Origin of the sequence: Rhizobium sp. Root1204 (genome assembly GCF_001424965.1) — a bacterium.
In the GTDB taxonomy this organism is placed as follows: domain Bacteria; phylum Pseudomonadota; class Alphaproteobacteria; order Rhizobiales; family Rhizobiaceae; genus Pararhizobium.
The window spans coordinates 1-25,041 of sequence record NZ_LMCZ01000044.1 but is presented as its reverse complement, the minus strand read 5'-3'; the positions used below and the strand labels follow the sequence as shown (position 1 = coordinate 25,041).

22 protein-coding genes and 2 pseudogenes are annotated in these 25,041 nt (G+C 58.3%); 19 read left to right on the top strand and 5 right to left on the bottom strand.

Annotation, left to right across the window (positions count from 1 at the left end; all coding sequences use genetic code 11):
* Nucleotides 1-324 precede the first annotated feature (324 nt).
* Nucleotides 325-3,492: an adenylate/guanylate cyclase domain-containing protein gene (locus ASC96_RS30545; protein WP_060506830.1), complete on the top strand. Its 3,168-nt coding sequence runs from the start codon at nucleotides 325-327 to the stop codon at nucleotides 3,490-3,492.
* A gap of 247 nt (nucleotides 3,493-3,739) precedes the next feature.
* Here the strand turns inward: ASC96_RS30545 and ASC96_RS30540 are convergent, their stop codons facing one another.
* Nucleotides 3,740-5,245, bottom strand: coding sequence for a hypothetical protein (locus tag ASC96_RS30540; protein ID WP_060506829.1), 1,506 nt, complete (start codon nucleotides 5,243-5,245; stop codon nucleotides 3,740-3,742).
* A gap of 404 nt (nucleotides 5,246-5,649) precedes the next feature.
* Between ASC96_RS30540 and ASC96_RS32345 the strand changes: the two are divergent.
* A pseudogene (locus tag ASC96_RS32345) lies at nucleotides 5,650-5,861 on the top strand (transposase); the annotation flags it as partial.
* A 546-nt stretch (nucleotides 5,862-6,407) separates the two neighbouring features.
* Here the strand turns inward: ASC96_RS32345 and ASC96_RS30530 are convergent.
* Both ASC96_RS30530 and ASC96_RS30525 read right to left on the bottom strand, forming a co-directional pair.
* Nucleotides 6,408-7,040 (bottom strand): ankyrin repeat domain-containing protein, encoded by a 633-nt coding sequence (locus ASC96_RS30530; protein ID WP_244482393.1) that lies wholly within the window; start codon nucleotides 7,038-7,040, stop codon nucleotides 6,408-6,410.
* Between the two features lie 753 nt (nucleotides 7,041-7,793).
* Complete coding sequence (locus ASC96_RS30525) at nucleotides 7,794-9,170, bottom strand: PLP-dependent aminotransferase family protein (protein WP_060506827.1); 1,377 nt, start codon at nucleotides 9,168-9,170, stop codon at nucleotides 7,794-7,796.
* 331 nt (nucleotides 9,171-9,501) lie between these two features.
* Between ASC96_RS30525 and ASC96_RS30520 the strand changes: the two genes are divergently transcribed.
* The 3 genes from ASC96_RS30520 (at nucleotide 9,502) to ASC96_RS30510 (ending at nucleotide 11,036) form a co-directional block, all read left to right on the top strand.
* A complete protein-coding gene (locus ASC96_RS30520; protein ID WP_060506826.1) occupies nucleotides 9,502-9,915 on the top strand; it encodes a DUF983 domain-containing protein in 414 nt (137 codons plus the stop codon).
* 288 nt (nucleotides 9,916-10,203) lie between these two features.
* Nucleotides 10,204-10,584, top strand: a complete 381-nt coding sequence (locus ASC96_RS30515; protein WP_060506825.1) for a DUF983 domain-containing protein — start codon at nucleotides 10,204-10,206, stop codon at nucleotides 10,582-10,584.
* Nucleotides 10,585-10,808: 224 nt separating this feature from the next.
* Nucleotides 10,809-11,036: a hypothetical protein gene (locus ASC96_RS30510; protein WP_060506824.1), complete on the top strand. Its 228-nt coding sequence runs from the start codon at nucleotides 10,809-10,811 to the stop codon at nucleotides 11,034-11,036.
* Between the two features lie 445 nt (nucleotides 11,037-11,481).
* On the opposite strand, the gene ASC96_RS30505 is transcribed toward ASC96_RS30510, so the two are convergent.
* Entirely contained in the window at nucleotides 11,482-12,135 is a 654-nt protein-coding gene (locus ASC96_RS30505; RefSeq protein ID WP_060506823.1) for a dihydrofolate reductase family protein, read from the bottom strand.
* A gap of 109 nt (nucleotides 12,136-12,244) precedes the next feature.
* On the opposite strand from ASC96_RS30505, the gene ASC96_RS30500 reads away from it, so the two are divergent.
* From ASC96_RS30500 to ASC96_RS30490, 3 genes are all read left to right on the top strand, one after another.
* Nucleotides 12,245-12,595, top strand: a complete 351-nt coding sequence (locus tag ASC96_RS30500; RefSeq protein ID WP_060506822.1) for a metalloregulator ArsR/SmtB family transcription factor — start codon at nucleotides 12,245-12,247, stop codon at nucleotides 12,593-12,595.
* The gene (locus ASC96_RS30495; protein WP_060506821.1) at nucleotides 12,579-13,058 is read left to right on the top strand and encodes an SRPBCC family protein; all 480 of its coding nucleotides are present in this window, start codon (nucleotides 12,579-12,581) and stop codon (nucleotides 13,056-13,058) included. Before ASC96_RS30500 ends, ASC96_RS30495 begins: the two co-directional genes overlap by 17 nt.
* A gap of 450 nt (nucleotides 13,059-13,508) precedes the next feature.
* Nucleotides 13,509-13,814: an alkylphosphonate utilization protein gene (locus tag ASC96_RS30490; RefSeq protein ID WP_060506820.1), complete on the top strand. Its 306-nt coding sequence runs from the start codon at nucleotides 13,509-13,511 to the stop codon at nucleotides 13,812-13,814.
* 399 nt (nucleotides 13,815-14,213) lie between these two features.
* Here ASC96_RS30490 and ASC96_RS30485 read toward each other — a convergent pair whose 3' ends face one another.
* Nucleotides 14,214-14,615, bottom strand: a complete 402-nt coding sequence (locus ASC96_RS30485) for a hypothetical protein (protein ID WP_060506819.1) — start codon at nucleotides 14,613-14,615, stop codon at nucleotides 14,214-14,216.
* Between the two features lie 573 nt (nucleotides 14,616-15,188).
* Between ASC96_RS30485 and ASC96_RS30480 the strand changes: the two genes are divergently transcribed.
* The 11 genes and pseudogenes from ASC96_RS30480 to ASC96_RS34200 form a co-directional block, all read left to right on the top strand.
* Nucleotides 15,189-16,298 (top strand): extracellular solute-binding protein, encoded by a 1,110-nt coding sequence (locus ASC96_RS30480; RefSeq protein WP_060506818.1) that lies wholly within the window; start codon nucleotides 15,189-15,191, stop codon nucleotides 16,296-16,298.
* Between the two features lie 154 nt (nucleotides 16,299-16,452).
* Nucleotides 16,453-17,439, top strand: a complete 987-nt coding sequence (locus tag ASC96_RS30475) for an ABC transporter permease (RefSeq protein ID WP_060506817.1) — start codon at nucleotides 16,453-16,455, stop codon at nucleotides 17,437-17,439.
* Entirely contained in the window at nucleotides 17,439-18,233 is a 795-nt protein-coding gene (locus tag ASC96_RS30470; RefSeq protein WP_060506816.1) for an ABC transporter permease, read from the top strand. The genes ASC96_RS30475 and ASC96_RS30470 overlap by 1 nt, the downstream gene beginning before the upstream one ends.
* A complete protein-coding gene (locus ASC96_RS30465) occupies nucleotides 18,233-19,318 on the top strand; it encodes an ABC transporter ATP-binding protein (protein WP_060506815.1) in 1,086 nt (361 codons plus the stop codon). Before ASC96_RS30470 ends, ASC96_RS30465 begins: the two co-directional genes overlap by 1 nt.
* A gap of 96 nt (nucleotides 19,319-19,414) precedes the next feature.
* Complete coding sequence (locus ASC96_RS30460) at nucleotides 19,415-20,914, top strand: NAD(P)/FAD-dependent oxidoreductase (protein WP_060506814.1); 1,500 nt, start codon at nucleotides 19,415-19,417, stop codon at nucleotides 20,912-20,914.
* Between the two features lie 12 nt (nucleotides 20,915-20,926).
* Nucleotides 20,927-21,427, top strand: a complete 501-nt coding sequence (locus ASC96_RS30455; protein WP_060506813.1) for a hypothetical protein — start codon at nucleotides 20,927-20,929, stop codon at nucleotides 21,425-21,427.
* Nucleotides 21,424-21,999, top strand: a complete 576-nt coding sequence (locus tag ASC96_RS30450; protein WP_060506812.1) for a peroxidase-related enzyme — start codon at nucleotides 21,424-21,426, stop codon at nucleotides 21,997-21,999. The genes ASC96_RS30455 and ASC96_RS30450 overlap by 4 nt, the downstream gene beginning before the upstream one ends.
* 41 nt (nucleotides 22,000-22,040) lie before the next feature.
* On the top strand, nucleotides 22,041-22,655 hold the full coding sequence (locus ASC96_RS30445; RefSeq protein ID WP_082512331.1) for an XRE family transcriptional regulator: 615 nt from the start codon (nucleotides 22,041-22,043) through the stop codon (nucleotides 22,653-22,655).
* 48 nt (nucleotides 22,656-22,703) lie between these two features.
* Nucleotides 22,704-23,789 carry an NAD/NADP octopine/nopaline dehydrogenase family protein gene (locus ASC96_RS30440; RefSeq protein WP_060506811.1) on the top strand — a complete coding sequence of 362 codons (1,086 nt, stop codon included), beginning with the start codon at nucleotides 22,704-22,706 and terminating at the stop codon, nucleotides 23,787-23,789.
* A gap of 162 nt (nucleotides 23,790-23,951) precedes the next feature.
* Nucleotides 23,952-24,605 (top strand): annotated as a pseudogene (locus ASC96_RS34205) (aminotransferase class I/II-fold pyridoxal phosphate-dependent enzyme); the annotation flags it as partial.
* Between the two features lies 1 nt (nucleotide 24,606).
* On the top strand, nucleotides 24,607-25,041 hold a 435-nt coding region (locus tag ASC96_RS34200; protein ID WP_244482391.1), incomplete at both ends, for an aminotransferase class I/II-fold pyridoxal phosphate-dependent enzyme.

Genomic DNA, 25,041 nt, shown 5'->3' with positions numbered 1-25,041 from the left:
GCTTGACCCGGGGCATTCGTTGATCGCGAATGCGGGTGCGGCCGCAAACAACGAGAAAAGGGCTACAGTCCCGAAAAGCTTACATGCTCTCACGTTGGTCCCCTCCGTGCTGGCTGCCGAGGTCCGTCCCGTCCCCTGCGCCATGTCATACGCTATCAACGGACAGCACCAAACGTTCTCGCAGCATTACCAGTAAACGCGGTCACCATGTGATCGCGTATAGAACAAACTCAAGTTGTTGAATGACCTTATTGAGAATAGTAGCTGGAACTAATAAAATGCGCAAGTTGAGCGCTGCTCAATTTCAACTGAGTGGAATCGGCGATGAACGACGTCACCGCATGGCTAGCCGAGATCGGGTTGCGACATTTGGCGGACAAATTCGTCGACGCCCAAATCGATTTTGACACGCTTGCTCTGCTTTCTGATCGAGATCTGCGCGAACTGGGCGTTCCCATGGGCCCCCGCCGCAAGCTGCTTGCAGCGATCGCTGTGCTCGGCAGTTCAGTGCGGCAGCCTGGGAGTGATCGGACTCCAGTCGAACGTCGACAGTTAACGATCCTGGTCGGCGACATGGTCGGTTCGACAGAATATGCCTCCAGACTCGACCCTGAGGACTTCAGTCAGCTCACACAGACGTTCCTGTCGAGATGCAGCGGTCTTGCAAGGTTGCACGGGGGGTTCGTCGCCAACTACGTCGGTGACGCGCTGCAAGTCCTGTTCGGCTTTCCGACGGCGGAGGAGAATGATGCCGAACGTGCGATGCACTTAGCGCTCGACATCGTGGCGGCCGTCCCACAGATAGAGACGCCGGACAGTTCGCGTCTTGGCGTGAGGATCGGGGTTGCAAGCGGTCTGGTCGTCGTCGGCGATATTGAGGGGGCACCTGCCGGGATTTCGACGGTAGCGTTCGGGTACGTCCCGAATCTCGCGCACCGACTTCAGGCGATAGCCGAACCGAACGGCATCTACGTTGATGAGAACACCTACCAAACAACGTCGGGTGCCTTCGAATACGCCGATGTCGGCGGGAAGACTCTGAAAGGCTTTAGCGATCCCATCCACATCCGGCGCGCTCTCAAACCGATTGCGAGGCAATACCGCTTTGCGGGGAAACTCCGATCGACACCGCTGGTAGGAAGGAAGAGTGAACTGAATGCCGTCGAGGCCCTCTGGGACGCAGTGCGAGCTGACCGCCACGGGCGCGTCGCATTGATAAGCGGCGAGCCGGGGATAGGTAAATCGCGCCTGCTCTACGAGATTGGAAGTAATTTTTTCGGATCGAAGGCGCTCGTTGCTCAGTGCGCCCCTGCCTTCACCAACAGTGCACTTTTTCCGTTCTTGAGACTGCTTAAGCAGGAGGCCTGCATTACAGACGATGCGCCGTTTCCGTCTGAAAGGCTGCGGGCCGCTCTGTCGACCAGCAGCGTCCCCTTGTCGGTTTCGTATCCGATCTTCACACGGCTTCTGGCGCTTGAACCGGAATGCGAACCATCCAGGCTTGCCTCGTCCGAACAGGAGGCGGCGATCAGCCAAGTATTTTCGGACTGGCTTCGGCAATTGGCGAGCGCTGGCCCCCTGATGTTTTTCGTAGAAGACGAGCAATGGATCGATCCATCCTCCGGCAAGCTTCTTCAGACACTCGCTTGCTGCGTCGAGCAGTTTCCGGTGCTCCTCGTGGTTACCTCGCGGGAGACTTGGACGAAGGCTGAGTTCGACGAAGCCGTCACGGTACATCTTGCACTCGAACGGTTCTCCCTTGGAGAGGCTGGCGAGTTCGTCCGGAATGTCGTCGAAGGGGGGCATCTGTCTTCCGGTGTCGTTTCGAAGCTTCTCAGTAAAGCCGAAGGTGTTCCCCTCTTTCTTGAGGAACTCGCCAGGTCAGCCCTCATGCTTGCTGCCGATTCGTCCGACCTGTCCGGGGCGAAGGACGAGAGCGACGTAGCCATCCCCAACTCACTCCAGGCGGCGCTCATGTCCCGGCTGGACAAGCTCGGCGTGGTCAAGACGGTCGCGCAGACTGCAGCCGTGATTGGCCGGGAATTCGACCTGAAGACACTCGCCCATGTCGTCGGCCTTTCGAGCGAGTTACTGCGGCCGCAGCTCGAACGTCTTGTCGCCGTCGGACTCATCGCGCCGCAGCATGTCGGCGATTGGCCCCGCTACTCCTTCTCTCACAGTTTGTTGCAGGAGGCCGCCCAGGGGGCGCTGCTTCGGGGCAGGCGGCGGGAGCTTCATGCCCTCGTTGCCAGGGCGATCGAGGTTGTCGAACCGAGGACGGTCGTGGAGCATCCGGAGATTCTGGCCCAGCACTACCACGATGCAACGCAGTTCGAGCGCGCTGCCGACTACTGGCTCAGAGCGGGCCGGAAGCTTGGGGCGACGTGGGCAAAAGTCGAGGCTGCGAACATGTTCTCGAAAGGGATAGAATGCGTGGGTAAAATGCCGCTGTCGACGGTGCGTGACAGCAAAGAGCTGACCCTTGAACTCGAAAGGGGCGACGTCCTCTATGCGGCATATGGATACATGACTGGCGAGGGTAGCGACGCGTACCGGAACGTCATGCGGCTTAGCGAGGCTACCGGCAATTCGGAGGCGCCGATCCGAGCCTTGGATGGCCTGTTCGGAACTTCATTCAACTCCGCACGTTTCTCTGACGCAGAATGGGCTAGCAACCAACTCAAGCAGATTGGCCGCACGGACGGCAACACCAAGGCCCTTGTGCTCGGATTGCAGTTCGGAGGGATGTGCGCTTTCGCGCGCGGCAGGTTTTCGGAGGCGCGAGAGGCGTTGCTAAAGGCCCTGGAGCACCGCGAGCATTCCCATGAGGTCGGAAGTGACTTTCCAAGCATGTCGATGCTGTATCTCTCGTGGACGCTGCAAATACTTGGGGAGGCTGACGCGGCTATGGAATTGTTCCGCGTGGCTGAAATGGAGACCCGCGGACAGGCAGACTACCACCTCGCTGCGTATCTGGGCAACGGCTGCATACTGATGTCTCTTCGCCAGGATGTAGAGACGCTCGAGAGGCTGGTCGATGAACTCGTGCCGCTCGCGGCACGTAACGGATTTCAGCTTTGGCTCAACTTCGCGTCGTTTTTTTCTGGGTGGGCCAAGGCCGCAGGTCGCCAAGACGCCTCCGGCCTCACGCAGATGAAGCACATCTGCGACAATATGGGTGATCAGGAGGTCGATAAGACATGCTATCTAGGCGTGCTTACCGATAGCTACCTTCGAATGGGACGAATTGACGAGGCGACAGCGGCAGTTGACCAAGGTCTGAGGCTCGCGAGGCGTACCGGCGAGCACTACTACATGCCTGAGTTGCTTCGTTTGAGAGGCGAACTGCTACGGCAGACGGGCCGGGCCGCTCAGGCCAGGAGGTCGTTTCAAGAGGCGATCTCTTTCGCACGCGATCAGGGGGCCAAGGCATGGGAAGAAAGAGCAAAGCAATCACTATATTTGCTTTCTTCTGATCTCCGGCAGAGATAGCGGCAGTAAGTTCGGCGGACGGCGTGGCCCCGCACGTTAGTGGCCGACCACCCTGGAGCAATTTCCAGGCGAGATGGTCTTGCCGACGATGATGTGGGTGGCGCGCGACGGAAGACTGCCGACGGGAGCGGGCGCAGCTTCTCCGTGCTCGACGAGGCGCCTGACGGACGCCTTGAATGGCTCGTCAGTGGGACCACGACGTCGTGGCCCCTGAGAAGTCCTTCTGCGCCACCTGGCCGTTTCCTTTCTAGTGACTGACGCCGCATGCGCAAAGACCGCAGTTGAAAATTCGGCGCTGTAAGCGCGCGCCGCCGTCGACGTTGACGAGCGCATGGGTCTTCGTTTTGTGGTCCCGTAACAGCCGGTGCTCCCGGTCTACGACGGCGCCGTAGTCGACGCGGCCCCGCATGAAGAGGTCATCAACGAAGGCCTTAGCTGCCGCAGTTGCGCTCAAGGCAGTGATCGGCTCACCATCGAAGCCAGCTGCCATAACGATAAACCTGCACGGCTCGGCCGCCGCATCTACGAAGAGCAGACCGTCGATGCCATACTGGGACGCAGACAGTCCGACCATCGGGAGGGGCTCTCGCGCGGCCGTATCCGGCTTCGCCGCCGCGTCTAGGGGCTTGACCTGGGATGTCATCGGGAGCGAGGACGCGGTTTCTAGGGAAAGGATACTTCTCCCCACGAACACGCCTTTGGCGATTGACGCATAGATCGGGTCCGACTGGGCCGCAATCACCATGTTAGCAGCGACGTGGGCGTACCAGTTCGTAACGATTGGTGAACATTTGATACCTTGAACAAGAAATCCGGCAACGTCGTCGGAGACGGTAAGCAACTCAGCCTCGGTCGGTGTCCCCGGTGTAGCCGCCTTAGCCGCGAGAGAAACCCCGAGGATCTCGAAGAATGCTCCTGTGAAAATACGCGAGAAGGAGTGCGGCTCCGATGAGAGACACGACATCGCTGCATTGCTCGGGAGCGTCGTCGGGTCCTGGTAGTTGAACGAGTTGACTGCACTGCGCAGGCAGTCCACCTCGGCTAGATCGGGATCCTGCGCACGCAGAGCACTGCCGAGCTGCTCCGCGAGCCTCGAGAGACGCGATTTAGTGTATATGTTTCCGCCATTCACTGTCAGAATCGCGGTGCGCAACGACGGAATCTGGATGGCCGACATCAAGGCACTGATGTCGCCGAAGGACTCGTGAAAGGCTGCGGCCTCCTGGTTGGCGACGCCCCAAAGCCCCGGCTTGAAGGCGTCAAGCACGGCGTGCCCCATCTCGTGACAGCTTACGTCAGCACTCTCGCAGGTGAATACTGTTCCTGTCACGCCCGGACCGTGGAAGAAGTTCAACGCGGCTCGGTCGTAGTTGGCGTCGAGGTCGAAACCCTTGTCGAGCACGACGTCGAGACTCGGCCCACCGTACCATTGTGTCAGCGGCACCCGCTTCGCCCAATAGTCGGCGGCACGCCTCAACGCAGCCGCCGTGGCCCAGTAGCGGAACTCAGATGTCCCGTGCGCGTAGGTGGCAGGGGGCGGCCCACCAGCCGGGAAGGAGAACGCGAGCGGGGGCTTGGAAAGGTCCGGTATGGGCACCGTCAGGCTGACGGCTGATTCAGGATCATCCTCCCATGAGCCCACCGTCCCACTTGGCGGGAGGGGGAACACATTCTTCTTCGGGGTTTTGGTCTTCGCTGCGCCGGCTACCGGCTTCGTTTGAACTTTGTTAGATTTCCCGGGGGCTTGAGGCATGCGGATGCCCTCTCCAAATGTTGCACCATTTTACCATCATTCTTCGGATGAAGCCTTAAGCTATCGTGCGTTCAGCGTGTGCAGCGTCAATGTTACCATCTGCCATAGGCACCGTAAAGTTAACCGGTCGGCGATCGTTTAGTGCGATCTTGCAGGATGGCACAAGCCGTTCGAGATCCTCGTTATCGCCGCCACTGGAATCCGGGTGAAGTGATTGCCCACGACGATCTTCTTCAATCGCGCATTCTCGTCCTCGAGCTGCTTCAGCTTCCTCATCTCCGGCGGCAACAGACCGACAATGGCGGAACCGCACCGGGTTTGCCGGAGGCTCCAACTTCTGAGAGAGTGGAGCTGATAGGAGTAAGACAACGAGCAAGTTTTCACCTGAAGTCCGTGAGCGTGCGATCCGGACGGTTCTGGATAACGAAGCAGAACATCCGTCACGGTGGGCTGCCGTTTCATCTATCGCGGCCAAGATAGGCTGCTCGGCAGCCACGCTGTATGAGTGGGTGAAGAAGACCGAGGTAGCGGCAAACGAGCAGGCCTGCCGAGTGACGTCGCCGAGAAGATGAAGGCTCTGGAGCGTGAGAACCGCGAGCTTCGTCAAGCCAACAAAACGGCACCCGCCTGAGTGGAAGCCGTCCACGGAATCGACCGGCAGCGACATCAAGCTACCGCATATTGGTTTGCATTTTTCAGGTGCCGACGTTGTTCTTGTTCTGTTAGGCCCGATAGAGTTTCGAATCATTTTCGGGTGAGAAATGCTCAAAACTCACGCCGGTTTGTGCGCTGACAGTCTTGGCGAGATCAGCGGCGATTCTCGCGCTTGAAAGGCCGAAAGGCTCGGCCTGTAGATTGGAAATAGGCGTAGCGGATCTTTTCAACGCCGGCTATCCGCATTGCGGGAAGGCACATGGGACAGCGTTGGCCGCTCGCATAGACTTCGCAGCCATCGAGGCGTGGCGTTTGCAACATTTTGCCTGTCGCACGGGGTGATATCAGTTCGGTATGGACGGTCGGATCGCAACGACCTGCATGCGATTAACGCCCGTGGCGATGACTTTGCCATTCTTGACGGCCACGGCGCCGGACGGGCGCCCGCCTTGTTCGACATCATCGAAGGTGCGTCTTATGGCCCGATGGAGAAACGTGATGGCGCCGCTTATCTTGCGCCGGCCTTTTCCAGCAGGGTCACCATGGGCGCATAGCCGCGGCTGCGGGCATGCTGAAGCGGCGTGACGCCGTCATTGTCTGCCAGATTGACGTTGGCGCCGGCGTCGATGAGAAGCTTCACGATATCCAAATGGCTCTGGCCACCATCGCCCAGCATGATGGCCTCGAGGAGCGCGGTCCAACCAAGATTGTTGACGTGATCGACGTTGATACCTGCCTCGATCAGCGTACGCACCGTTTCGAGGTGACCGCGTTCGGAGGCGGGAATGAGTGCTGTTCCGCCATAGCGATTGGTACTCTTCAAGTCTGCGCCATGTGCAAGCGTCATCTTGAGGATTTCAAGGTGTCCGCGTGCGCCCGCATAAAGATAAGGGCTGTCCTTGATGGCATCCTTGGCATTGACATTGGCCCCCGCATCGATGAGTGCGCGCGCGATATCGATCCTGTTGGCATGGGTTGCTGCGAGAAGTGCCGTCTCACCGTTCCTGCCGGGCGCTTCGAGATCGGCTCCGGCTTTGATCGAGGCATTGACTGCTGTCAGATCCCCGGCTCTTGCAGCCTGAAGAAGGGAAGTTTGGGCATGGGCAGCGGCGTGGTGGCCGGGCACCGTCGGTTCGGTCATAACTATTGTCCCCGCAATCAATGCCAAGGCACTCACGCTGAATATCGTTTGGCGCATCGGCTGGTTCTCCTGCTTGTTGCGTTCATAAAAGCTTGATTTCATATTTTGAAGTTAAATGTTGAACTGATAACCGTGGATTTATGAATGCTCCTTGGACCACGGATATGGTGCTCATGCTACCGCATGATGCCCATGCGACTTATGACGTTCCCCCGGGCATGGGGCGGAGGGGGCGCAGCGATGGCGGCACGAGCGGCCGAATGGTCGCTTGGATACGAAATCAAAATTTGCGTGTCGGCGCACAAAGTCGGATTTGTAAAAAGAAATCCTGAAACGCTGCCAAGACGATGGCTTTCATGCCGGTATCAAAGACAACGACGGCCGCGTGATTTGACGTCGCCGCTATACTCGGTTCACCCAAATGCTCATTACGAATTGGTCGCCCACATGCCGCCCGGTGTTTCGTCATTGGCAAAAGTATGTCTCACTGGCCTTGGATTCCGCCGGCCTTCATTATCTCCCCGGCATCCGGATCGTCATCGACAAATTCTGACCCGACGGCTGCACAGATGCCTCCTGAGGGTGTTGCTCTACAAGCTGAGTACATCGTCGGCCAGAGCGGGCCCAATCATGCATTTATACCCTGGCCAGCAGTTCCTCTTTGCGCTCCAAAGGGGGCGGGAGACGTAGCAAGTCCATAAAGCTATCGGTACTTCACCCGTGAGATATCATCGGCATGGCGATGCGGGAAATTCAAATTATTGTCGTTGAAAGGGCGGGCTCCTGCGCAAGGAGATCGACCAGAAGCGAAAGGCTATGCGTCAATTCTTTCATCGTTGCTGGAGCCCCTAGTCCAAGTCTTACAGCCTCCGGAGGTCGCGACAGCGCAAAAGCGTCACTTGAAACGATACCGACTCCCACAGAGCGAAGCGCCGAAACCAATTCGCCTCTCGACCATGGTTTCGGTACAGCAAGCCAGACGTGGAACCCACCAGGGGAAACTTCAACCTCGTAAGGCAACATCGCCTTCATGGTCTGAACTCTGGCTGCAGTTTCCTGAATGATTGCGCGGCAGACCGCATCTGCTACCCCACTCTCGATCCAACGTGATGCAGTCGCACTGGTAAGAGGTGAAACCAGAGAGGCGGACGCACGGATGGCGCTAGCGACCCTTGGACTGCGCCCGTTGGGCACCGCGACGTAGGCGACCCGCAAGGCTGGAGATAAACACTTGGACAAACTGGCCACATGATAGACAATCTCTGGCGCGAGCACAGCGAGTGGCGCAGGCGCACCAGAAACTAAGGCACCGTAGGCATCGTCTTCGATAACAGGAACGTTGTAGGTGCGCGCCAACTCCACCAGCTCAAGGCGGCGGCCGTGCGGCATCGTGCGGGAGGTAGGGTTATGGAGCGTCGGCATGCAATAGAGAGCTTTTGGCTTTGTTGTTTGGCAGGCCTTTGCGAATGCCTCTGGAAGCAAGCCCTGTTCGTCCATTTCCAGCGGCAGCAACTTGAGCTTCAAATGCGAGGCTACCGAGCGGAAGCCGGGATAAGTCAGTTCTTCGGCACAAACCGTATCTCCCGGTTCCGCGAGAACGCTCAATATGGCGTGCAGGCCGCCCTGAGCGCCTGCCGTAATCAGGATTCGGTCTGCAGAAACGTCGGGGAGACGTTTCATAAGCCACGATGTTGCAGTCATTCGGTCCCGCATGATTCCGCCAGGCTCCTGATACCGCATCAAAAGATCAAGCCCTTCGGCTTCAAGGTCCTTCGTCGCGTCCCACATCCGGCGCGTGAGTGCTGAGTTATCGAAACGCGGCGGCAGGTTCATGCTCATGTCGACCAAGCCGGAGGGCTGTAGGCTGGACAATCGGCTCGGTCGCGTTCTGACATATGTGCCTTGGCCAACCTTTCCTTCTACTAGCCCTCGGCTTCGGGCTTCGGCATAGGCGCGGCTCACTGTGGTGAAGTCAATGTCAAGATCGTCAGCTAGCCTGCGCTGCGTCGGAAGCCGGGCGCCCTCCGCAAGCCGCCCGCTTGCAATATCCGTCGCAAGTGCGTCAGCGATTGCCAGGTAGATGGGGCTATCCTTCGTGTCGAGTCTTGGCGTCCATGATGTCGCAACCATTGGAAGTCCTATTGTATTCGATTTGCTGATTGTATGGACGTTATCTGGAAGCGTCTCGCAGTTGTTGTCAAGCCAGACATAACATCCGTTAAGCCGTGACACCTTACTTCCCTGATTTTGCTGATCTATTAGGCTTCACGACTTGGCACTTACCGTGGGGACCTTCTGGGCGGGCAAGCTGGCCAAGCTTTTTAAATGGCACGGAGCTCGCGGCCGCAGCAAGGGTTCAGCCCATAGAGGTTGTATGTGCGGCATTTTGTAATGTTTCCGGATTGATTGCATTAATGTATGCATTGATAGCGCATATAATCTAAAATTGAAAGGAAAGGTGATGGCAAGTGAATGGCCTCCGCTGCCCCCAATTCGGACTGGCATTAAAGGTCTTTGCCCACGGTGTGGGCAGGGTCATATCTTTGATGGGTTTCTTTCTCTGAAGCCCAGATGTGATGTCTGTGGCTTGGATTATTCCTTTGCCGATCCTGCCGATGGGCCTGCCTTCTTCGTGATATGTTTTACATGCATTCCTGCCGTCGCAGTCGCCTGCTATATCGAGGTGGCCTACACGCCTCCCATCTGGGTCCATCTTCTGACATCGCTACCTTTGGTCTTGGCCGCCTGTCTTCTACCTCTGCGCCCGCTCAAAGGCTGGTTGGTCAACAGTCAGTATTTCTACAAAGCCGAGGAAGGAAAAATCGACTGGGAGTTCCGTCGGCAGGGAAGCGGAACAAGCGACCGGGAGCGTTAAGCCATGGTACCGCCGTCCGTCCGATGCGTACCTCTGGGGTTCGGCATTGGCCGCTTCTGGAGTCCGCTGGCACGTGAACTGACGCCCTACGCCTCGTGAATAGTTTGCAGTCGCCAGTTCGATCGAGCTGAGCACCAATGAGAACCGGCAAGCGGTCGCTCGAATGCGTGGGCCGCACCCTGCATCAGCTGACGGTAACCACCAACCTGCGACAATTTGAATTGTAGGTGATATTGATAGGATAATGTATGTATAATTGCATGCAATTAATCCTAGGAAACCGGAACAATGACTGACAAATCGCCTCCGCTGTCGCCGAGCAACAGCGGGTTGGGACGTGGTCTCGAAAACTCCTCCGCCAAGCCAGCTGATCGTCTGGCGTTCTTTTTAATCTGCTTCATTTGCTTTACAGGCGTGGCGCTGGTGTGCCGAATCCAAGTTGCTTATTCGCCCTCTATTTGGGCGCATCTCTTCATCGCCCTCCCGCCCGTGCTTCTGGCTTGTCTTCTGCCCATTCGATTGTTGAAAGGCTGGCCTATAAGGAGCCGGTTCTACTTTGAGGCGGAAGAGCGAAAAATCGACCGCGACTACGCTCAATCGAAGCCTCGCAAGGGCACACCGCACGCGGTTAACATTAACATCTGCAATCGCACACGAGTTCCGAATTGAGAACGCTTTGACGCCCGGAGCCGGAGGGTTTCGGTTACACAGCCCGGTCGTCACCCCATGCAGTTCATGCCGGCAGTTGCTAAGTTTAAACAAACTGTTGGGGTGAACAGGTAACTCGCCATTCGAACCCACAAGTAGCCACCTGCCGTTACATCTAAACATTGCTACGTTTGCCTGAGTTGAAATCATAACGCGCGTAGCTGATTCACTTGAGAGTCTTCATTATGGATTGGGTACCTATTGCCTTCGGCACGTTCAAAGCCCTCGGATTAGGCGCGGGCATGTTCTTCGCGATCAAGTGGCACTACGACCAAGGGGGGAAGGAGGAAAGGCGAGCTGCATTACGCACGAGCGGCATGATTGCTGCAGCCTTCCTTTTAGCGGTTTCGGCAGTAGTGCTGTTGGCGTTCGTCCTTAGCAGGATGCTTGGTTTGGACCTGAGTTACCCGTGACGGCATCACGTTCTCAGTTTTGGCTAGGCCGTGCACCGGCAAGGAGCTAACATTGGCTTCATCTGAACTTCCTTCCGTCGGTCCCTTCCGCTGGCAAGTCGTTTGCCCAGGGGAGGCGTGGCCGTATTACGAATGGCAGCAGCGAGGTCGTTTCCGGAATAACAGGTTTCGGGCGAGATGATGAAAGCCAGAATTGAATGACGAGATTTGTGGAGCACGGTGACCTGAGCGAACGGGAAGCTCCGCCGACTTAACTTCAAGTGATACGCGATCTACTCGACGGGCGTGCCATCAGTGAAGGGGGCAGGGCTGCGGCCGCGGCTCACTTCATGAATTGTGATGTGTGCCGGATTACCGGCGCTGCCTCTCCAGATGTCATCAAAGCGAACGATGATGGCAACAAATCCTGTAGCGAACGCGAAACCTTAGACGGTGCACGACCGCCTCAGGTCAGGACTTGACGATGAAAAGTGACGTGGATCGTGCCGCTTTCGGCCGTTTCTGACTTGACCGTGTAACCGGCCTCCAAGCCGCTCAAATCGTCCCATAGGCGTATGCCACGTCCTAGCAGAATGGGAACAATGGCGACATGCAAGCGGTCCACAAGCCCGGCCTTTAGATAATCGCGAACCATCGTTGGTCCGCCACCTATTCGTACATCCTTGCTGTTTGCGGCCTTTAAGGCCTGTTGCAGTGCATCAACCGGGTTAGCGGCGAGGAAGTGGAACGTGGTACCTCCAGCCATTTCGATCGAGGCGCGCGGTGTGTGCGTCAGGACGAAGACCGGGCATTTGAAAGGCGGCTCATCGCCCCACCACCCTTTCCAGTTTGGATCATCAGGAAAGTTGTGCAGCCCGAACTTGCCAGCGCCCATGATTTCCGCGCCGATGTTGTCGAAGTAATCCCTTGCATACGCATCGTCCATGCCGGTGGTGCCTTTGCCGCTGGTGTCCTTGAACACACGCTCCCGGAACGTCCTCGTCGCGACATATGCGCCGACTAGGGGCGACCAGTCCTGGCCGAACGGATTGTCTGGCGTCTGGTCCGTCGTTGTTGCAAAGCCGTCGAGCGAGATAACAAGGTCGGCACGAACTGTCATTGGCGCACTCCCAAATACTAAGGTAGTCACCTTTATATTATCGGTCAAACACTAAGGCAAGTGCCTTTTTATTCTTGACCGGCGTACGCGATAGGCTTACCGAGTTGGTATGCCCTACCACTCGAACCCGCTGGACCTCGCATTTCACGCCCTAAGTGACCCGACCCGTCGCGCGGTCGTGTCGCGACTGGCGGAGGGCGAATTGCCGGTCACTGCACTGGCCGAGCCCTTCGACATGGCGTTGCCGTCCTTTGCCCAGCATCTCAAGGTGCTGGAGGATTGCGGATTGATCACCAGCGAGAAGCGCGGACGAAGCCGCTGGTGCCGCCTGGTCCCATCTCGCTTCGACGAGGCGGCGGACTGGATGGAAATCGAGCGCCGGCGTGGGGCCGAGCGGCTCGATCGTCTCGAAGACTACCTGAACAAGACTGAAGGGCACAACGATGGAAAAGCTGTTTGACACTTGGTCGATCGAGCGCGAGATCGTGCTGGTGAAGGTGCTGAAGCACCCGCGGCATAAAGTCTTCGCTGCTTGGCTGGACCCGGCCGCTCTGGCGCAATGGTATGGCCCGGCCGGCCTCAACATTGAGAGCCACGAAGCCGATATCCGCGAGGGTGGGCAATGGCGCTTCGACATGGTGGGCATATTCGAGGGCCAAGAGCAACGCTTCCCCAATCTCATGCGCTTCTTGAAAATCGTTCCGGATGAGCTGATCGTGGTGGACTATGGTACCCCAGACCCCGATGACCCGGACCGTTTCTACATGACGATGACCTTCGATGAGCAGACCGACGGCAAGACTGTGCTGACCATGCGCCAGCTCCATCCGAGCCGCCAAAGACGCCAGGCGGTCGTCGGATTCGGCGCGGTGGAGTATGGGTTGCAGACGCTGGACGGCCTCGCCACGTGGTTGGATAGTTGAGCGATGCTCATCTGGAACGTCGATGGGCGTCGCTACCGTATTCACAAATAACCGCTCACCGGGCGGATCTCGCCGGCTGCTGCAAAACTCCTCGTCACGCGGATGGGTTTGTGATTCACTGGTTTCATTGATGTGGGGGAGTGGATTGATGCGCGGCCGACCGGGTCATGGTGATGAGCTTTTCAGTTTCGTGCGGCTGGAGGACGTGTTCCGGCGGATCATCCTCTGCGGGCAATCCGGGTACTGACGGACGAGGTCCTTGGGTTGCTCAGCCCCGCTTGGAGGCGCTTTATGCACGGGTCGGCCGGCACCAGTCCCGGCTGTCTTCGGCCTGTGGGGTTGCAAAAAGACGCTGGTGATTTGATCTCGATGGCTTTCCGGGATAAATGCATTTTGATTTGGAAACTGCTGTAACGGCTTCCTGGAGTGGCACGGCACAAGGAACAGAAAATGAGTAACCAGAACGGCGACGACTACGTCTATGATGACGTAACAGGTGAATGGCGCCCTGCTTCCGAAATTGCAGCAGATAAAGCCAAAGCCGCCGAAGTCCGCGATGCTTCCGGTAATCTTCTCGCCGACGGTGATTCCGTTGTGTTGATCAAGGATTTAAAGGTCAAGGGCGCTGGCCAGACATTGAAGCAAGGCACCATCGTCAAATCAATCCGGCTCACCGAAAATCCGGAAGAAATTGATTGCCGCCATGACGCAATCAAAGGGCTGGTTCTGCGCACTGAGTTCGTGCGCAAGCGTTGAAGGTAGGGGCGCAGAAACGCGGTTCATGCTGACCAGGCGGCTGTCTTTTCCACGACGGGCCGGTATTGACGGCGTGGCCGTGAAAGGTGCTGAGCTGGTCTCGGGGTGAGGGGCGGGCCAACCGTTGACCAGTCCGTGGCCTACACTTCGGGGTCGATGTCTGAAGTCGCCCTGAAGACGTAGCGACAAGACCTGGGAGAACTGAATGTCTGGCTTGAGGTAGTCGTTCCGACGCTATCCGCGCATATCTCCATCCTGCGCTATCAACGGCATGGCTGACAGCGATCCAACCGCGCTCTTCATGTAAGTGGTCTCGGAGCTCGACGCGTTCGATTTGGCCTATCTGTACGTCATCGAAGGTGAGACCACGTTCGCGGCCAGCAGGAAAGATGAGATTGATTAGGCTGCCCTACGCCACGCGACGTTTTCGAACTCCTGTGCGAAGTGCAGTGCAGCGAGGGTAGGTGAGCCGCCATTGCTATGGCCCAGCAGCAGAATGGGCGAAGCGTGCGGGTGATGGGCATAATGTGCAACAATCGGGGCGAGCTCGAATACGCCGTCTGAAAGGACAATGTAGGGCGCACCAAGCATCTGCGCATAGCGCAAAGTGTTTAGTGAATGATCACGGAGTGGCGTCACCACGATGTTGTGCCGCGCGGTTTTATCTATGCCAAGATCGCCCGAGTGAATGTCGACTTTGGGGATCGTGGCATGGCCGACCTCGGCTGCGAGCGCTGCTGCTTTTTCCATGTCGCGTGCGCCGATAGTGATGATGAGCTCCGGATGGAGTCTGCGCAGCATCCGTGTTGTACGTGAGCCCAGGCTCCCGGTTGCGCCCAGGATCAGGACGGACTGATTTTTTTGTCGCGGTCATGTGAACGTTTCCTCAGTGGGTAAAATCAAAACGGGTACCGATGGCCTTCATCTCATCGACGAAGTAGGTTGGGTCGATCAGGGGTTCAGGGAGATAGAGGACTGGAACAGGTGCGTCGCCGCGTAGGCCCAGCAGCGCTTCAAGCCCTAACGCGACGCCGAGGGCCTTAAGTGGTGTTTCGGCGTGGAATATTGGACGCCAGTAAGGGGGTCAACATTCCGAGCCGATTGACAGAGAGCCACATCAAGCCAGATTGCCGTGGAGCCAACGTCCAGAAAGGTTTTCTCGAAAACCGCTTGACAACCGTCCAATATAGCGATCAATTCCTGTTTACCGGATGCGATGTACGACATACCGGACTGTTGGCTGGGAGGCCTACCTTAACAGTTTTATTTTTGCTTTGGGCACCAGTGGCTCAGGCGGAGCCGTGTGTTGTGAACTCACATAGGTAATCAGGACCATCGGCTCGATAGAAGTTCAAATCAAAAAGGGGAACTTAAATGAGTGATAAGTTGACGACGACCCGCAGAACCGCGCTGAAACTGTTCGGCACAGGCGCGGCCGTTCTTGCATTGCCTTCGATTATTCGCCCGCGCCCAGCGTGGGCTGAAAACGGTGTCCTCAACGTCACAACTTACGACAAGTTCTTGCCCCAGGAATTCCTTGAAAAGTTCCAGAAGGACACCGGGATCGAAGTCAGAATCCGTCTGACCGACGACCAGGGAAAGCAGTATAATCTGCTAACGGCCGAAGGTGCTAACCCTTCAACCGACATGGTGACGGTCGCCGGTCATCGCTATTCTCAGTTCATCAGTTCGAAGCTGCTCCAGCCGCTCGACACCGGCAAGATTGCGAACTGGAAAAATCTCAACACCGCTTATCAGGATGCTCCCTGGGCGCGCATCGACGGTAATCTCTGGGGCTTGCCCATCTTGGCTGGTTATGAGGGCCTTGCCCGTAATGTCGACTATGTCAAGGAAGCGCCGAGCTGGGAGATCATGTTTGATCCGCAGTACAAGGGCCAGACCTCCTATATCGTCAGCGATTTCATGACGATTGCCATGCAGTATCTCGGCCATGACGGCGACTTCGTCACCTATGCCGACAAGCCGGAAATCGCCCAGAAGGCTACCAACGAAGCACGCGACCTGCTGATCAAGCACAAGGATATGGTCCGTAAGTACTATGATGCCGGTTCCGAAGTGCAGCAGATGTTTATCAACGAGGACATCTATCTCGCGCACTCCTGGTCGGGCCCGGCTGCCAAGCTCATCATGGACGGCCATCCGATTCAGTTGTCGGTGCCGAAGGAAGGTACGTTCGGCTTCTGCTACACGCTCAACGTCGTCAACAACGCGCCAAATGCTGAGAACGCCTACAAACTGCTCGACGCAATCCTGGCCAGCCCGGAAGTCGGTGCAGCCATGACCCGCCAGTCGGGCTACAGCTCGACGATGAACGGCGTTGCTGACTTGCTCAACGACCGTGAAAAGCTCGCTTCGACGCTGCCTCAGGAAGAAGTCGACCGCATCATCTTTTTCTCGTCGATCAACCGCGACATGAAGAACGAGATGATCGACCGCGCGACTGCAGAGGTCAAGGCGGCCTAACGAGGCCAAGCCTGCATAAGCCTTCACCTGCTCCGGAGCATTCGATGATCTCCGGGCAGGTGGCGGCCAAGGGCCTGCAAGCCTAACAACGCGCAATGACTGACCGCCGGTTATAAGGCGGTACCAGTTGGGCTGCGCCAACCGAGATTGTTTGATGGTGAATAGCAACACGATAGCCGGGGACGCGGCAGGGCGCAGTGCGTCCATACCCAAATACTCGACCGGCATAGCGCGGATCGTCAATTCCGCAATCTACCGGCACACGCTGGGAGCCGCAGTCGAGTCGCCGATCGGCCGCGTCATCCTTTTGGCCGGCGTGCCGCTGATCTGGCTGGTCATGCTGCATATCGGCCCGATTTATCAGATGCTGAAGATCAGTCTTCTGTCCCACTATCCGGTCCAGCCGGGCGTGGAATCGCATTTCACCTTCGACAACTATGCGATCTTTTTCCGGGAGTCGCTCTACTTCACGCCCCTGATCAAGAGCTTCATCTTTGCAACGGCAGCAACCGCCGCCACTTTGGTCGTGGTCTATCCGGTCGCCTACTATGTCGCCAAGATCGTCAAGCCGGAAGGCCGTTCCAAAGCGCTGCTGCTGCTCTTGGTGCCCTTCTGGGCTGGAGAGTTGATCCGCACATTTTCGGTGATCATGCTTCTGGCCAATCGCGGTGCCGTCAACGTGCTGTTGCGCGAAATCGGACTGATCGACCGGCCAATTCCGATGCTCTACACATCATTCTCTCTCGGCTTCGGACTGGTCTACCTTATCTGCCTGTATATGCTTCTGCCGCTTTATTCGGCGATCGAGAAGATCCCGGGCCAGTATCTCGATGCCGCTGCCGACCTCGGTGCTGGACCGTTCACGCGCTTCCGCAGAATCATCCTGCCGCTGTCCAAGGATGGTATCGTGTCCGGGTGTTCTCTGGTGTTTTTGACCTGCATCGGCGTCTTTGCGACCCCCATGCTGCTCGGCGGCCCCAACACCGTGCTGTTCCCCGAAACGATCAGCGGCTTCTTCCATGGCGCCAGCGACAAATGGCCGGTGGGTGCAGCCTTTGCTTTGATCATGCTGGTAACAGCTTTGATCGCCGCCGGCATCTTCATGCGCCTCGTCGGCGGTAAGAAAGGGAGTGCCTTCTGATGCGCAACATGGTTTCCGACGCTCCGCGCACAACGCTGACTGCGTTCTACTGGGCCTTTATCCTCTATCTGCTGCTGCCGCTCACGCTGATGATGGCGATGAGCTTCAAGGACGCCAATTTCGTCGCATTCCCGATAGGTGACTGGACGTTCGACTGGTACGCCAAGGTCATGCAGGACAAGCAGTTCCTGGAAGCATGCCTCTATTCGATCATGATCGCTGCCGCCTCTACGCTGGCCGCGACCACGCTCGGCACCTGGATCGCCATGCTGATCGTCGCGGATGGCATACGCGGCCGGACGATCATCTTCGCGCTTGCCTGCCTTCCTGCCGTCGTGCCGGGGATGATTTCAGCGATTTCTCTGCGCATCTTCATCTCGACCATCGACATGCCGACGGGAACGGCAGCCATCATCCTGGGCCACACCGTCCACGCGGTACCGTTCGTGGTGGTGATGGCGCTGACACGCCTTCGCTCCATGCCACGCAACCTCGTCGATGCGGCGCGCGATCTCGGTGCTGACGGTGTCGTTGCCTTCTTCCGCGTCACGCTTCCCTATCTGGGACCCGCGCTGTTTGGCGGCATGATCTTCTGTGTCCTGCTGTCGATCGACGATTTTGTCCGCACCTTCTTCCTGGGCGGATACCGCCCGACGCTGCCCATGCTGATCTTTGCCAAGGTGCAAGGCGGCATGTCTCCTGAAATCAACGCAATGGCGACGATTGTCCTGGTGGTTACGGCCGCTGTCGGATTGTACGCCGAATTTATCACCCGCCGTGCGAGGACTCGCTGATGGAACCCGTCGTCCAATTCGACAATGTCAACAAGAGCTACGGCAAGCATGTCGCCGTCGATAACCTGAACCTGAGCATCGAGGCCGGCAAGTTCGTCACACTGCTCGGGCCGTCCGGTTGCGGAAAATCCACCTCCCTTCGCATGCTTGGCGGATTCGAGACGCCAACGTCCGGCCGCATCATGCTGAGCGGCAAGGACGTGACGCGGGTTCCGCCCAACAAGCGCAACGTCAACATCGTTTTCCAGGACTACGCGCTGTTTCCCCATATGAGCATCGCCAAGAACATTGCCTTTGGACTTGAGCTGAAAGGCTTCGACAACCAGCGCATTCATCGCCGGGTGTCGGAGCTGCTGGAACTCGTGCAGCTTCAGGATTATGCCGCGCGTCTGCCGGCCGAACTGTCCGGCGGCCAGCGCCAGCGCGTAGCGTTGATGCGTGCGCTGGCGCCGGATCCGGACGTGCTTCTGCTTGACGAGCCACTTTCCGCGCTCGATGCCAAGCTGCGCCAGCAGATGCAGATCGAACTCAAGGCGATCCAGGAGAAAACCGGCAAGACCTTCATGTTCGTGACCCACGACCAGGAAGAAGCACTGACCATGTCCGATACGATCGTGGTGATGAACAAGGGCCGTATCGAGCAGATGGGCGACCCTAACACGCTCTACGGGCGGCCCGGCTCCGTCTTCGTTGCCAATTTCATCGGCGAAACCAACCTGCTGCGCAGCACGGTGATCAGCTCGGAGGGTGATGTTGCCGCTTTGAATTGGAACGGCATCACCATTACCGCAAATCCCGGCGGGCTCGCGCCCCGGCATGGCGAACACCTCTACGTCGTTCTGCGACCCGAGGCGATCCATTGCTCGGCTGCGGAGCCAGTCAGCGGGAACCGCGTCAAGGGCAAGATTCGCCAGCGCGTCTTCAAGGGCAACCATACCTCGCTGATGGTCGAAGTCGGAGGCGGCGCGATGCTCAACACGCTCGTGCACCCGAGCGACGTTGCCCAGCTGGGCGGCGAAGACATCTGGCTCGGCTGGAAGCCCGAAACCACGACGGTCATTCCAGACCGGCATGCCCACAATTGATAAAAAAACGCGCCCCGCATCCATTGGAATGTGGGGCAGAGACCAGCAGGGCAGTCAATGCGAACCACACGTTCCATCGACCGGCGGAGATGAACCATGGCCTATAACGTACAGACACCGCTCCAATCCGCGGCGGCGAGCCTGCCGGAGCTGGAACAGCGCGTGCGCGACGATCTTGCCTGCCTGTGCTATCCGCCGGCAAACTGGGTGGTCCCGACGGTGGCTGACGGCAGGGAGAAGGTGCACGATGTCGTCGTTATCGGCGGCGGCATGTGCGGTCTGGTCACCAGCTTTGCACTGATCGGTGCCGGTATTCAGAACATCCGTATCTTCGACCGCAATCCACAAGGCCGCGAGGGGCCGTGGCTGACCTATGCCCGCATGGAAACCTTACGTTCGCCCAAGCAACTGACCGGTCCGGCCTATGGCATGGCGTCGCTGACCTTCCGCGCCTGGTACGTTGCCCAGTTTGGCAACGACACATGGGCAACGCTCGACAAAATCCCGCGGCCGATGTGGATGGAATATCTATGCTGGTACCGCAAGGTGCTCGACCTGCCGGTCGAGAACGGCGTCGAAGTCAAGACGATCCTGCCCGAAGGGCCGTTGATGCGGTTGACGCTGGCGGGCGAGGGCGCTCGTGAAAAATCGGTGCTCGCCCGCAAGGTGGTCATGGCAACCGGCCGCGACGGAATGGGCCACCCCAGTATTCCCGGATTCGTCGAAGGACTGCCGCAGAAATATTGGGCGCACTCGTCGCATGAGATCGATTTTGCCGCCCTGCGCGGCAAGCGGGTCGCGGTTGTCGGCGTCGGCGCGTCGGCAGTCGACAATGCCGCCGAGGCCCTGGAGGCAGGGGCAGCAGAAGTTCGCCATCTGATCCGCCGCAAGGAAATGCCCTGCGTCAACAAGCTGATGGGCATCGGCTCGTTCGGATTTACCGCGGCCTTTCCCCAGCTTGGCGACGCTAGGCGCTGGCAGATCATGAACTATTCACTGCGTACGCAGACGCCCGCACCCCGTGGCTCGACGATGCGCGTCAGCCGTCATCCGAACGCCTATTTCCACTTTGATGCGGCGGTCGAAACGACGAAAATCGACAGCGATGAGATCGTTATTCAGACATCGCAGGGCAAGCCGGTGCGCGCCGACTTCCTCATCCTTGGCACCGGTTTCGGCGTCGATCCACTGGCGCGCAAGGAACTCGACGGTTACGCCGACAAGATCCTGTTGTGGCAGGACCGCTTCACGCCACCGGTCGGCCAGGAGAATGCTGATCTGGGTAGGTTTCCCTATCTCGCCAATGACTTCACCTTCCTTGAGCGCGAGCCGGGGCAGGCGCCGTGGCTTGCCAATATTCACAGCTTCAATTCGGGCGCCACGGCAAGCCTTGGAAAGGTCAGTGGCGACATTCCTGGCATCAGCGAAGGCGCGGCATGGCTGGCACAGGAGATTGCCGCGAAACTCTATACCGAGAATTTTGACCAGTATTGGCAGCGGCTGCTCGACTACGACACCCCCGAACTGCGCGGCGACGAGTGGACGGCATCACCCTTGCCCGGCAGCACGCAGAACACCGCCCGCAAGCAGGCATAGGAGGACGACGGCATGGCTGAAAACGAGGACGTGATTGCCGCGATCGCCGGCATTGAACCCGGCAGCGCGTTCGCCGAAGTGGTGGCGGGAAGGGCCGACATCATGGCGCTGACCCAGCAAACCCACGACGGCGCTCTGACACCGGAAAATCCTGGCGGCCTATCGCATGCAGAGCGCGCGGCACTCGCCTGGCGCATAGCAAAGATCAACGATCACAAGGCTTTCGAAGACCATTTCGAAGCGATGCTGGAGAAGGCCGGCGCGCCGGACAATGCCGCCCGCCTCGCCGACATCTGGTTCGACGGTGGCAGCGACCTTCGAACGAAGGCGCTTATCCGGCATGTCGATCTGGTCGCACACGCGCCCAAGGAGGCGACGCGCCGTGACATCGAGTTGCTGCAGGAAGCCGGGATTGCCGACGCAGACATCGTGCGACTATCGGAACTTGTTGCGTTCGTCAGTTATCAGATCAGGGTCGCCGCCGGTCTGCAATTGATGCGGGAACTTGCATGAGCAACATTGTCCACGATTTTACCACCGACATCCCGGTCTGGAAGCCCTATGTGGCACCGCTTGATCTTGCCGAAGCGAGTGCCGAGCAACTTGAGGCGCTGAAGATCACGCCGTCAAATACCAAGGTTTCGGACTATGTTCTTGTGCTTGCGCATGACGTCGAAACCTTGAAACACAGATCGCCGCTGTTCAACGCGGTGATGTACAACCGCGGTGGCCTGTCGCGCGCCGAGCGTGAAATCGGAGCGGTCGGTGCGTCCATTGTCAACCGCTGCATCTACTGTGCCGCCGTTCATGCCAGCCGCTACAACCAGCTGACCAAGGATGAGGACGTCATCGCGGCGATCTTTTCCGATGGCGTCGATGCAGAGATCGATCCACGCCTGAAGGCGATCCTGACATTCGCGGTCAAGCTTTCCAAATGCCCTTCCGATGCAAACACTGCCGATATGGCAGCACTCGTGGAGGCCGGTCTGGGCAAGGACGAGATCCTCGATCTCATTCTGTCCACATCGCTATTCGGCTGGGCAAACCGGCTCATGCACACACTTGGCGAGCCGATCACAGAGTGATTGGCCGCAACGCTTACGGGCTCGGAGAAGGGGGACAAAACATGCTTTCGATCAATCCGCCCGAAATCGGGCCACGCTTGCAGGCCTATCGAAAAGAACTCAATCTGACGCTCGCGGAACTTGCCGCAATGTCCGGTGTGTCGCGTTCGATGCTGTCGGAAATAGAACGGGGCAATGCCAATCCGACCTATGGAACCCTCTGGCACCTGACGCGCGCGCTGAAGATCGATCTCAACAGTTTGATCGGCGGCGCCAGCGAGGAGCGGGGCGGCGGCTCGATTATCGACCTGCAACCGGGGAACCTGACGCCGACCATTCGCAGCGCCGACGGCAGCTGCACGCTGCAGATCCTGTCACCAGCCAATATGGTTTCGCTGATCGAATGGTATCTCCTGAGCTTTGAACCAGAAGGGGAGCTGGCAAGTGACCCGCACGGAGCAGGTACCATCGAGCATTTGCACTGCACCAAAGGCGAGATCCTGGTCAGAAGCGCCGGCAGCACAATGACGGTGCGGGCGGGCGAGACGGCACGCTATGCCGCCGACGTGCCCCATTCGCTGAAGAGCGTCGGCCCGGTCGGGGCCGGAGCATTCCTGGTGGTTGCATCCGGCGATGTCGTGCCGGGCGCACAACGGACGTCGATACGTCCAAAATGATGGCCGGGTTGTGCCGGTTCAATAGATTGACGAGAAAAGGAAATTGTAATGCGGGTAGGTATTGTTGGTGCGGGTTCGATCGCTTATGGAACCGCTGCTCTTGTTGAGCAGCAAGGGCACAAGGTGACCTTGTGGTCGCCATCCGGCGAACGCACCAAGGCGTTGGCCGCTGGCGAAGCACTCGTTGCCGATGGGGCAATCAAGGGCACGTTCCATCCGGCCGTTGCAGCGAGCGCTGCAGAACTCGTCGCTGGCGCAGACGTGCTCGTCGTTGCGCTTCCTGCCTATGGCCACAAGACCGTTCTCGACGCGATCGCACCGTATGTTACGTCACAGCAGACCGTTGTCTTCAGTTCTCATGCTTCGTTTGGTGCGCTGTATCTTTCACGCCTGCTCGCCGAGCGTGGCGTCATCGCCACGATTGTCGCCTGGGGCACCACCGCTGTGACCGGAAGACAGCAAGGCCCGACATCGGTCAATGTGAACACAGTCCGCAAACAGGTTGACCTTGCAACCGTGCCTGCCTCGCGCAGCGCCACCGGTCTCGCCGTCTGCAAGGACCTGTTTGGCGACCGCTTCCTTGATCGCGGCAGCCTGATGGCGATCGCGCTCTCCAACCTCAATCCGCAAAATCACATGGGCATCGCGCTCGGCAACATGACTCGCATGGAGCGGGGGGAAAGCTGGAGCCAGGGTCAGAACGTCACGCCGAATGTCGGACGTCTTCTGGAGGATCTTGATCAGGAACGGATCGCCATTGCCACCAAGCTTGGTCTTGACGTGCGCAATATCTTCCAGCATTTCCATCTTTCATTCCATGTGCCGATCAGCTCGATCTCCCAGATGAACCAGGAGATGCACGAAGCGGGCAATGGCGGCAGCGGCCCGACCACGGCCGACAGCCGATATGTGACCGAAGATGTCCCGTTCGGACTGGTGATGACGGCGAAGATCGGCCGCCTCGCCGGTTACCCTGCGGAGCTACATGAAGCCGGCGTACGGATTTTCTCAGCCATGTATGGCCGCGACTTCACCGCCGAGAACGACCTTCTCTCCGCTCTGGAGCTGGATGCGATGTCGTTGGAGGAACTGAAGAACCTCTGCCATAACGGGTTTGCCGCTGCTGCGGCCTGATCGTTATCGGTTCCTTTGCTCTTGCGTCAGGTGGACTGCCGGACGCTGACCAATCCGAAGGAGAGGAGGGCGGTATCAAGCCCTCCTCATCGTTCTCCAACAAGGTTTCCAAAATGCTGTTGCGCGAAAAGCGTCACCGGCTCAAGCGAGGTTGCATTTGCAATGACAAGCGCATTTTTGTCCCATCTCTCCACGGAGCTTTCCGGTTTGAAGTCATTGGGGCTTTACAAGTCGGAGCGTGTGATCGTGTCCAAGCAGGCTGGCGAGATTGAGGTTGCGTCCGGTGCGAAGGTTTTGAACTTTTGCGCCAACAATTATCTCGGGCTTGCCGACAATGCCGAGCTGATTGCGGCTGGCAAGCAGGCGCTCGATCGTTACGGTTACGGCATGGCCTCGGTCCGTTTCATCTGCGGCACCCAGGAAGAGCACAAGCAGCTTGAGGCGCGGATTTCGTCGTTCCTCGGACTGGAGGACACGATCCTCTATTCCTCCTGCTTCGATGCCAATGGCGGTCTGTTCGAGACGCTGCTTGGCGAAGAGGACGCGATCATTTCCGATGCGCTCAACCACGCCTCGATTATCGATGGCGTGCGGTTGTCGAAGGCCAAACGCTTTCGTTACGCCAACAACGATATGGCGGCGCTCGAAGAAGAGCTGAAGAAAGCCGAGGGCGCGCGTTTCAGGCTGATCGCCACCGACGGCGTCTTCTCGATGGATGGCATCATCGCCAATCTGCAAGGGGTCTGCGATCTCGCCGACAAGTATGGCGCCATGGTGATGGTCGATGACAGCCATGCCGTCGGTTTCGTCGGCAAGNGGCATCATCGCCAATCTGCAAGGGGTCTGCGATCTCGCCGACAAGTATGGCGCCATGGTGATGGTCGATGACAGCCATGCCGTCGGTTTCGTCGGCAAGCATGGCCGTGGTTCGGCCGAATATTGCGGCGTCGAGGGCAGGGTGGATATCATCACCGGCACGCTCGGCAAGGCGCTTGGCGGCGCCTCTGGCGGCTATACGTCGGCGAAGAAGGAAGTGGTCGACTGGCTGCGCCAGCGCTCACGGCCCTATCTGTTTTCCAATACGCTCGCCCCGGTGATTGCGGCTGCCTCGCTAAAAGTGTTCGACCTGATCGACAATGGCGAGGCGCTGCGGTCGCGGCTTGAAGCCAATGCGACGCTGTTCCGCAGCGAAATGGGCAAGCTGGGCTTCACGCTCGCCGGTGAGGGTCATCCAATCATCCCGGTGATGCTC

Coding starts and splice junctions, on each gene's coding strand:
- ASC96_RS30545 (WP_060506830.1), top strand. CDS start 325: ATGAACGACGTCACCGCATGGCTAGCCGAGATCGGGTTGCGACATTTG.
- ASC96_RS30540 (WP_060506829.1), bottom strand. CDS start 5,245: ATGCCTCAAGCCCCCGGGAAATCTAACAAAGTTCAAACGAAGCCGGTA.
- ASC96_RS30530 (WP_244482393.1), bottom strand. CDS start 7,040: ATGACCGAACCGACGGTGCCCGGCCACCACGCCGCTGCCCATGCCCAA.
- ASC96_RS30525 (WP_060506827.1), bottom strand. CDS start 9,170: ATGGTTGCGACATCATGGACGCCAAGACTCGACACGAAGGATAGCCCC.
- ASC96_RS30520 (WP_060506826.1), top strand. CDS start 9,502: ATGGCAAGTGAATGGCCTCCGCTGCCCCCAATTCGGACTGGCATTAAA.
- ASC96_RS30515 (WP_060506825.1), top strand. CDS start 10,204: ATGACTGACAAATCGCCTCCGCTGTCGCCGAGCAACAGCGGGTTGGGA.
- ASC96_RS30510 (WP_060506824.1), top strand. CDS start 10,809: ATGGATTGGGTACCTATTGCCTTCGGCACGTTCAAAGCCCTCGGATTA.
- ASC96_RS30505 (WP_060506823.1), bottom strand. CDS start 12,135: ATGACAGTTCGTGCCGACCTTGTTATCTCGCTCGACGGCTTTGCAACA.
- ASC96_RS30500 (WP_060506822.1), top strand. CDS start 12,245: ATGCCCTACCACTCGAACCCGCTGGACCTCGCATTTCACGCCCTAAGT.
- ASC96_RS30495 (WP_060506821.1), top strand. CDS start 12,579: ATGGAAAAGCTGTTTGACACTTGGTCGATCGAGCGCGAGATCGTGCTG.
- ASC96_RS30490 (WP_060506820.1), top strand. CDS start 13,509: ATGAGTAACCAGAACGGCGACGACTACGTCTATGATGACGTAACAGGT.
- ASC96_RS30485 (WP_060506819.1), bottom strand. CDS start 14,615: ATGCTGCGCAGACTCCATCCGGAGCTCATCATCACTATCGGCGCACGC.
- ASC96_RS30480 (WP_060506818.1), top strand. CDS start 15,189: ATGAGTGATAAGTTGACGACGACCCGCAGAACCGCGCTGAAACTGTTC.
- ASC96_RS30475 (WP_060506817.1), top strand. CDS start 16,453: ATGGTGAATAGCAACACGATAGCCGGGGACGCGGCAGGGCGCAGTGCG.
- ASC96_RS30470 (WP_060506816.1), top strand. CDS start 17,439: ATGCGCAACATGGTTTCCGACGCTCCGCGCACAACGCTGACTGCGTTC.
- ASC96_RS30465 (WP_060506815.1), top strand. CDS start 18,233: ATGGAACCCGTCGTCCAATTCGACAATGTCAACAAGAGCTACGGCAAG.
- ASC96_RS30460 (WP_060506814.1), top strand. CDS start 19,415: ATGGCCTATAACGTACAGACACCGCTCCAATCCGCGGCGGCGAGCCTG.
- ASC96_RS30455 (WP_060506813.1), top strand. CDS start 20,927: ATGGCTGAAAACGAGGACGTGATTGCCGCGATCGCCGGCATTGAACCC.
- ASC96_RS30450 (WP_060506812.1), top strand. CDS start 21,424: ATGAGCAACATTGTCCACGATTTTACCACCGACATCCCGGTCTGGAAG.
- ASC96_RS30445 (WP_082512331.1), top strand. CDS start 22,041: ATGCTTTCGATCAATCCGCCCGAAATCGGGCCACGCTTGCAGGCCTAT.
- ASC96_RS30440 (WP_060506811.1), top strand. CDS start 22,704: ATGCGGGTAGGTATTGTTGGTGCGGGTTCGATCGCTTATGGAACCGCT.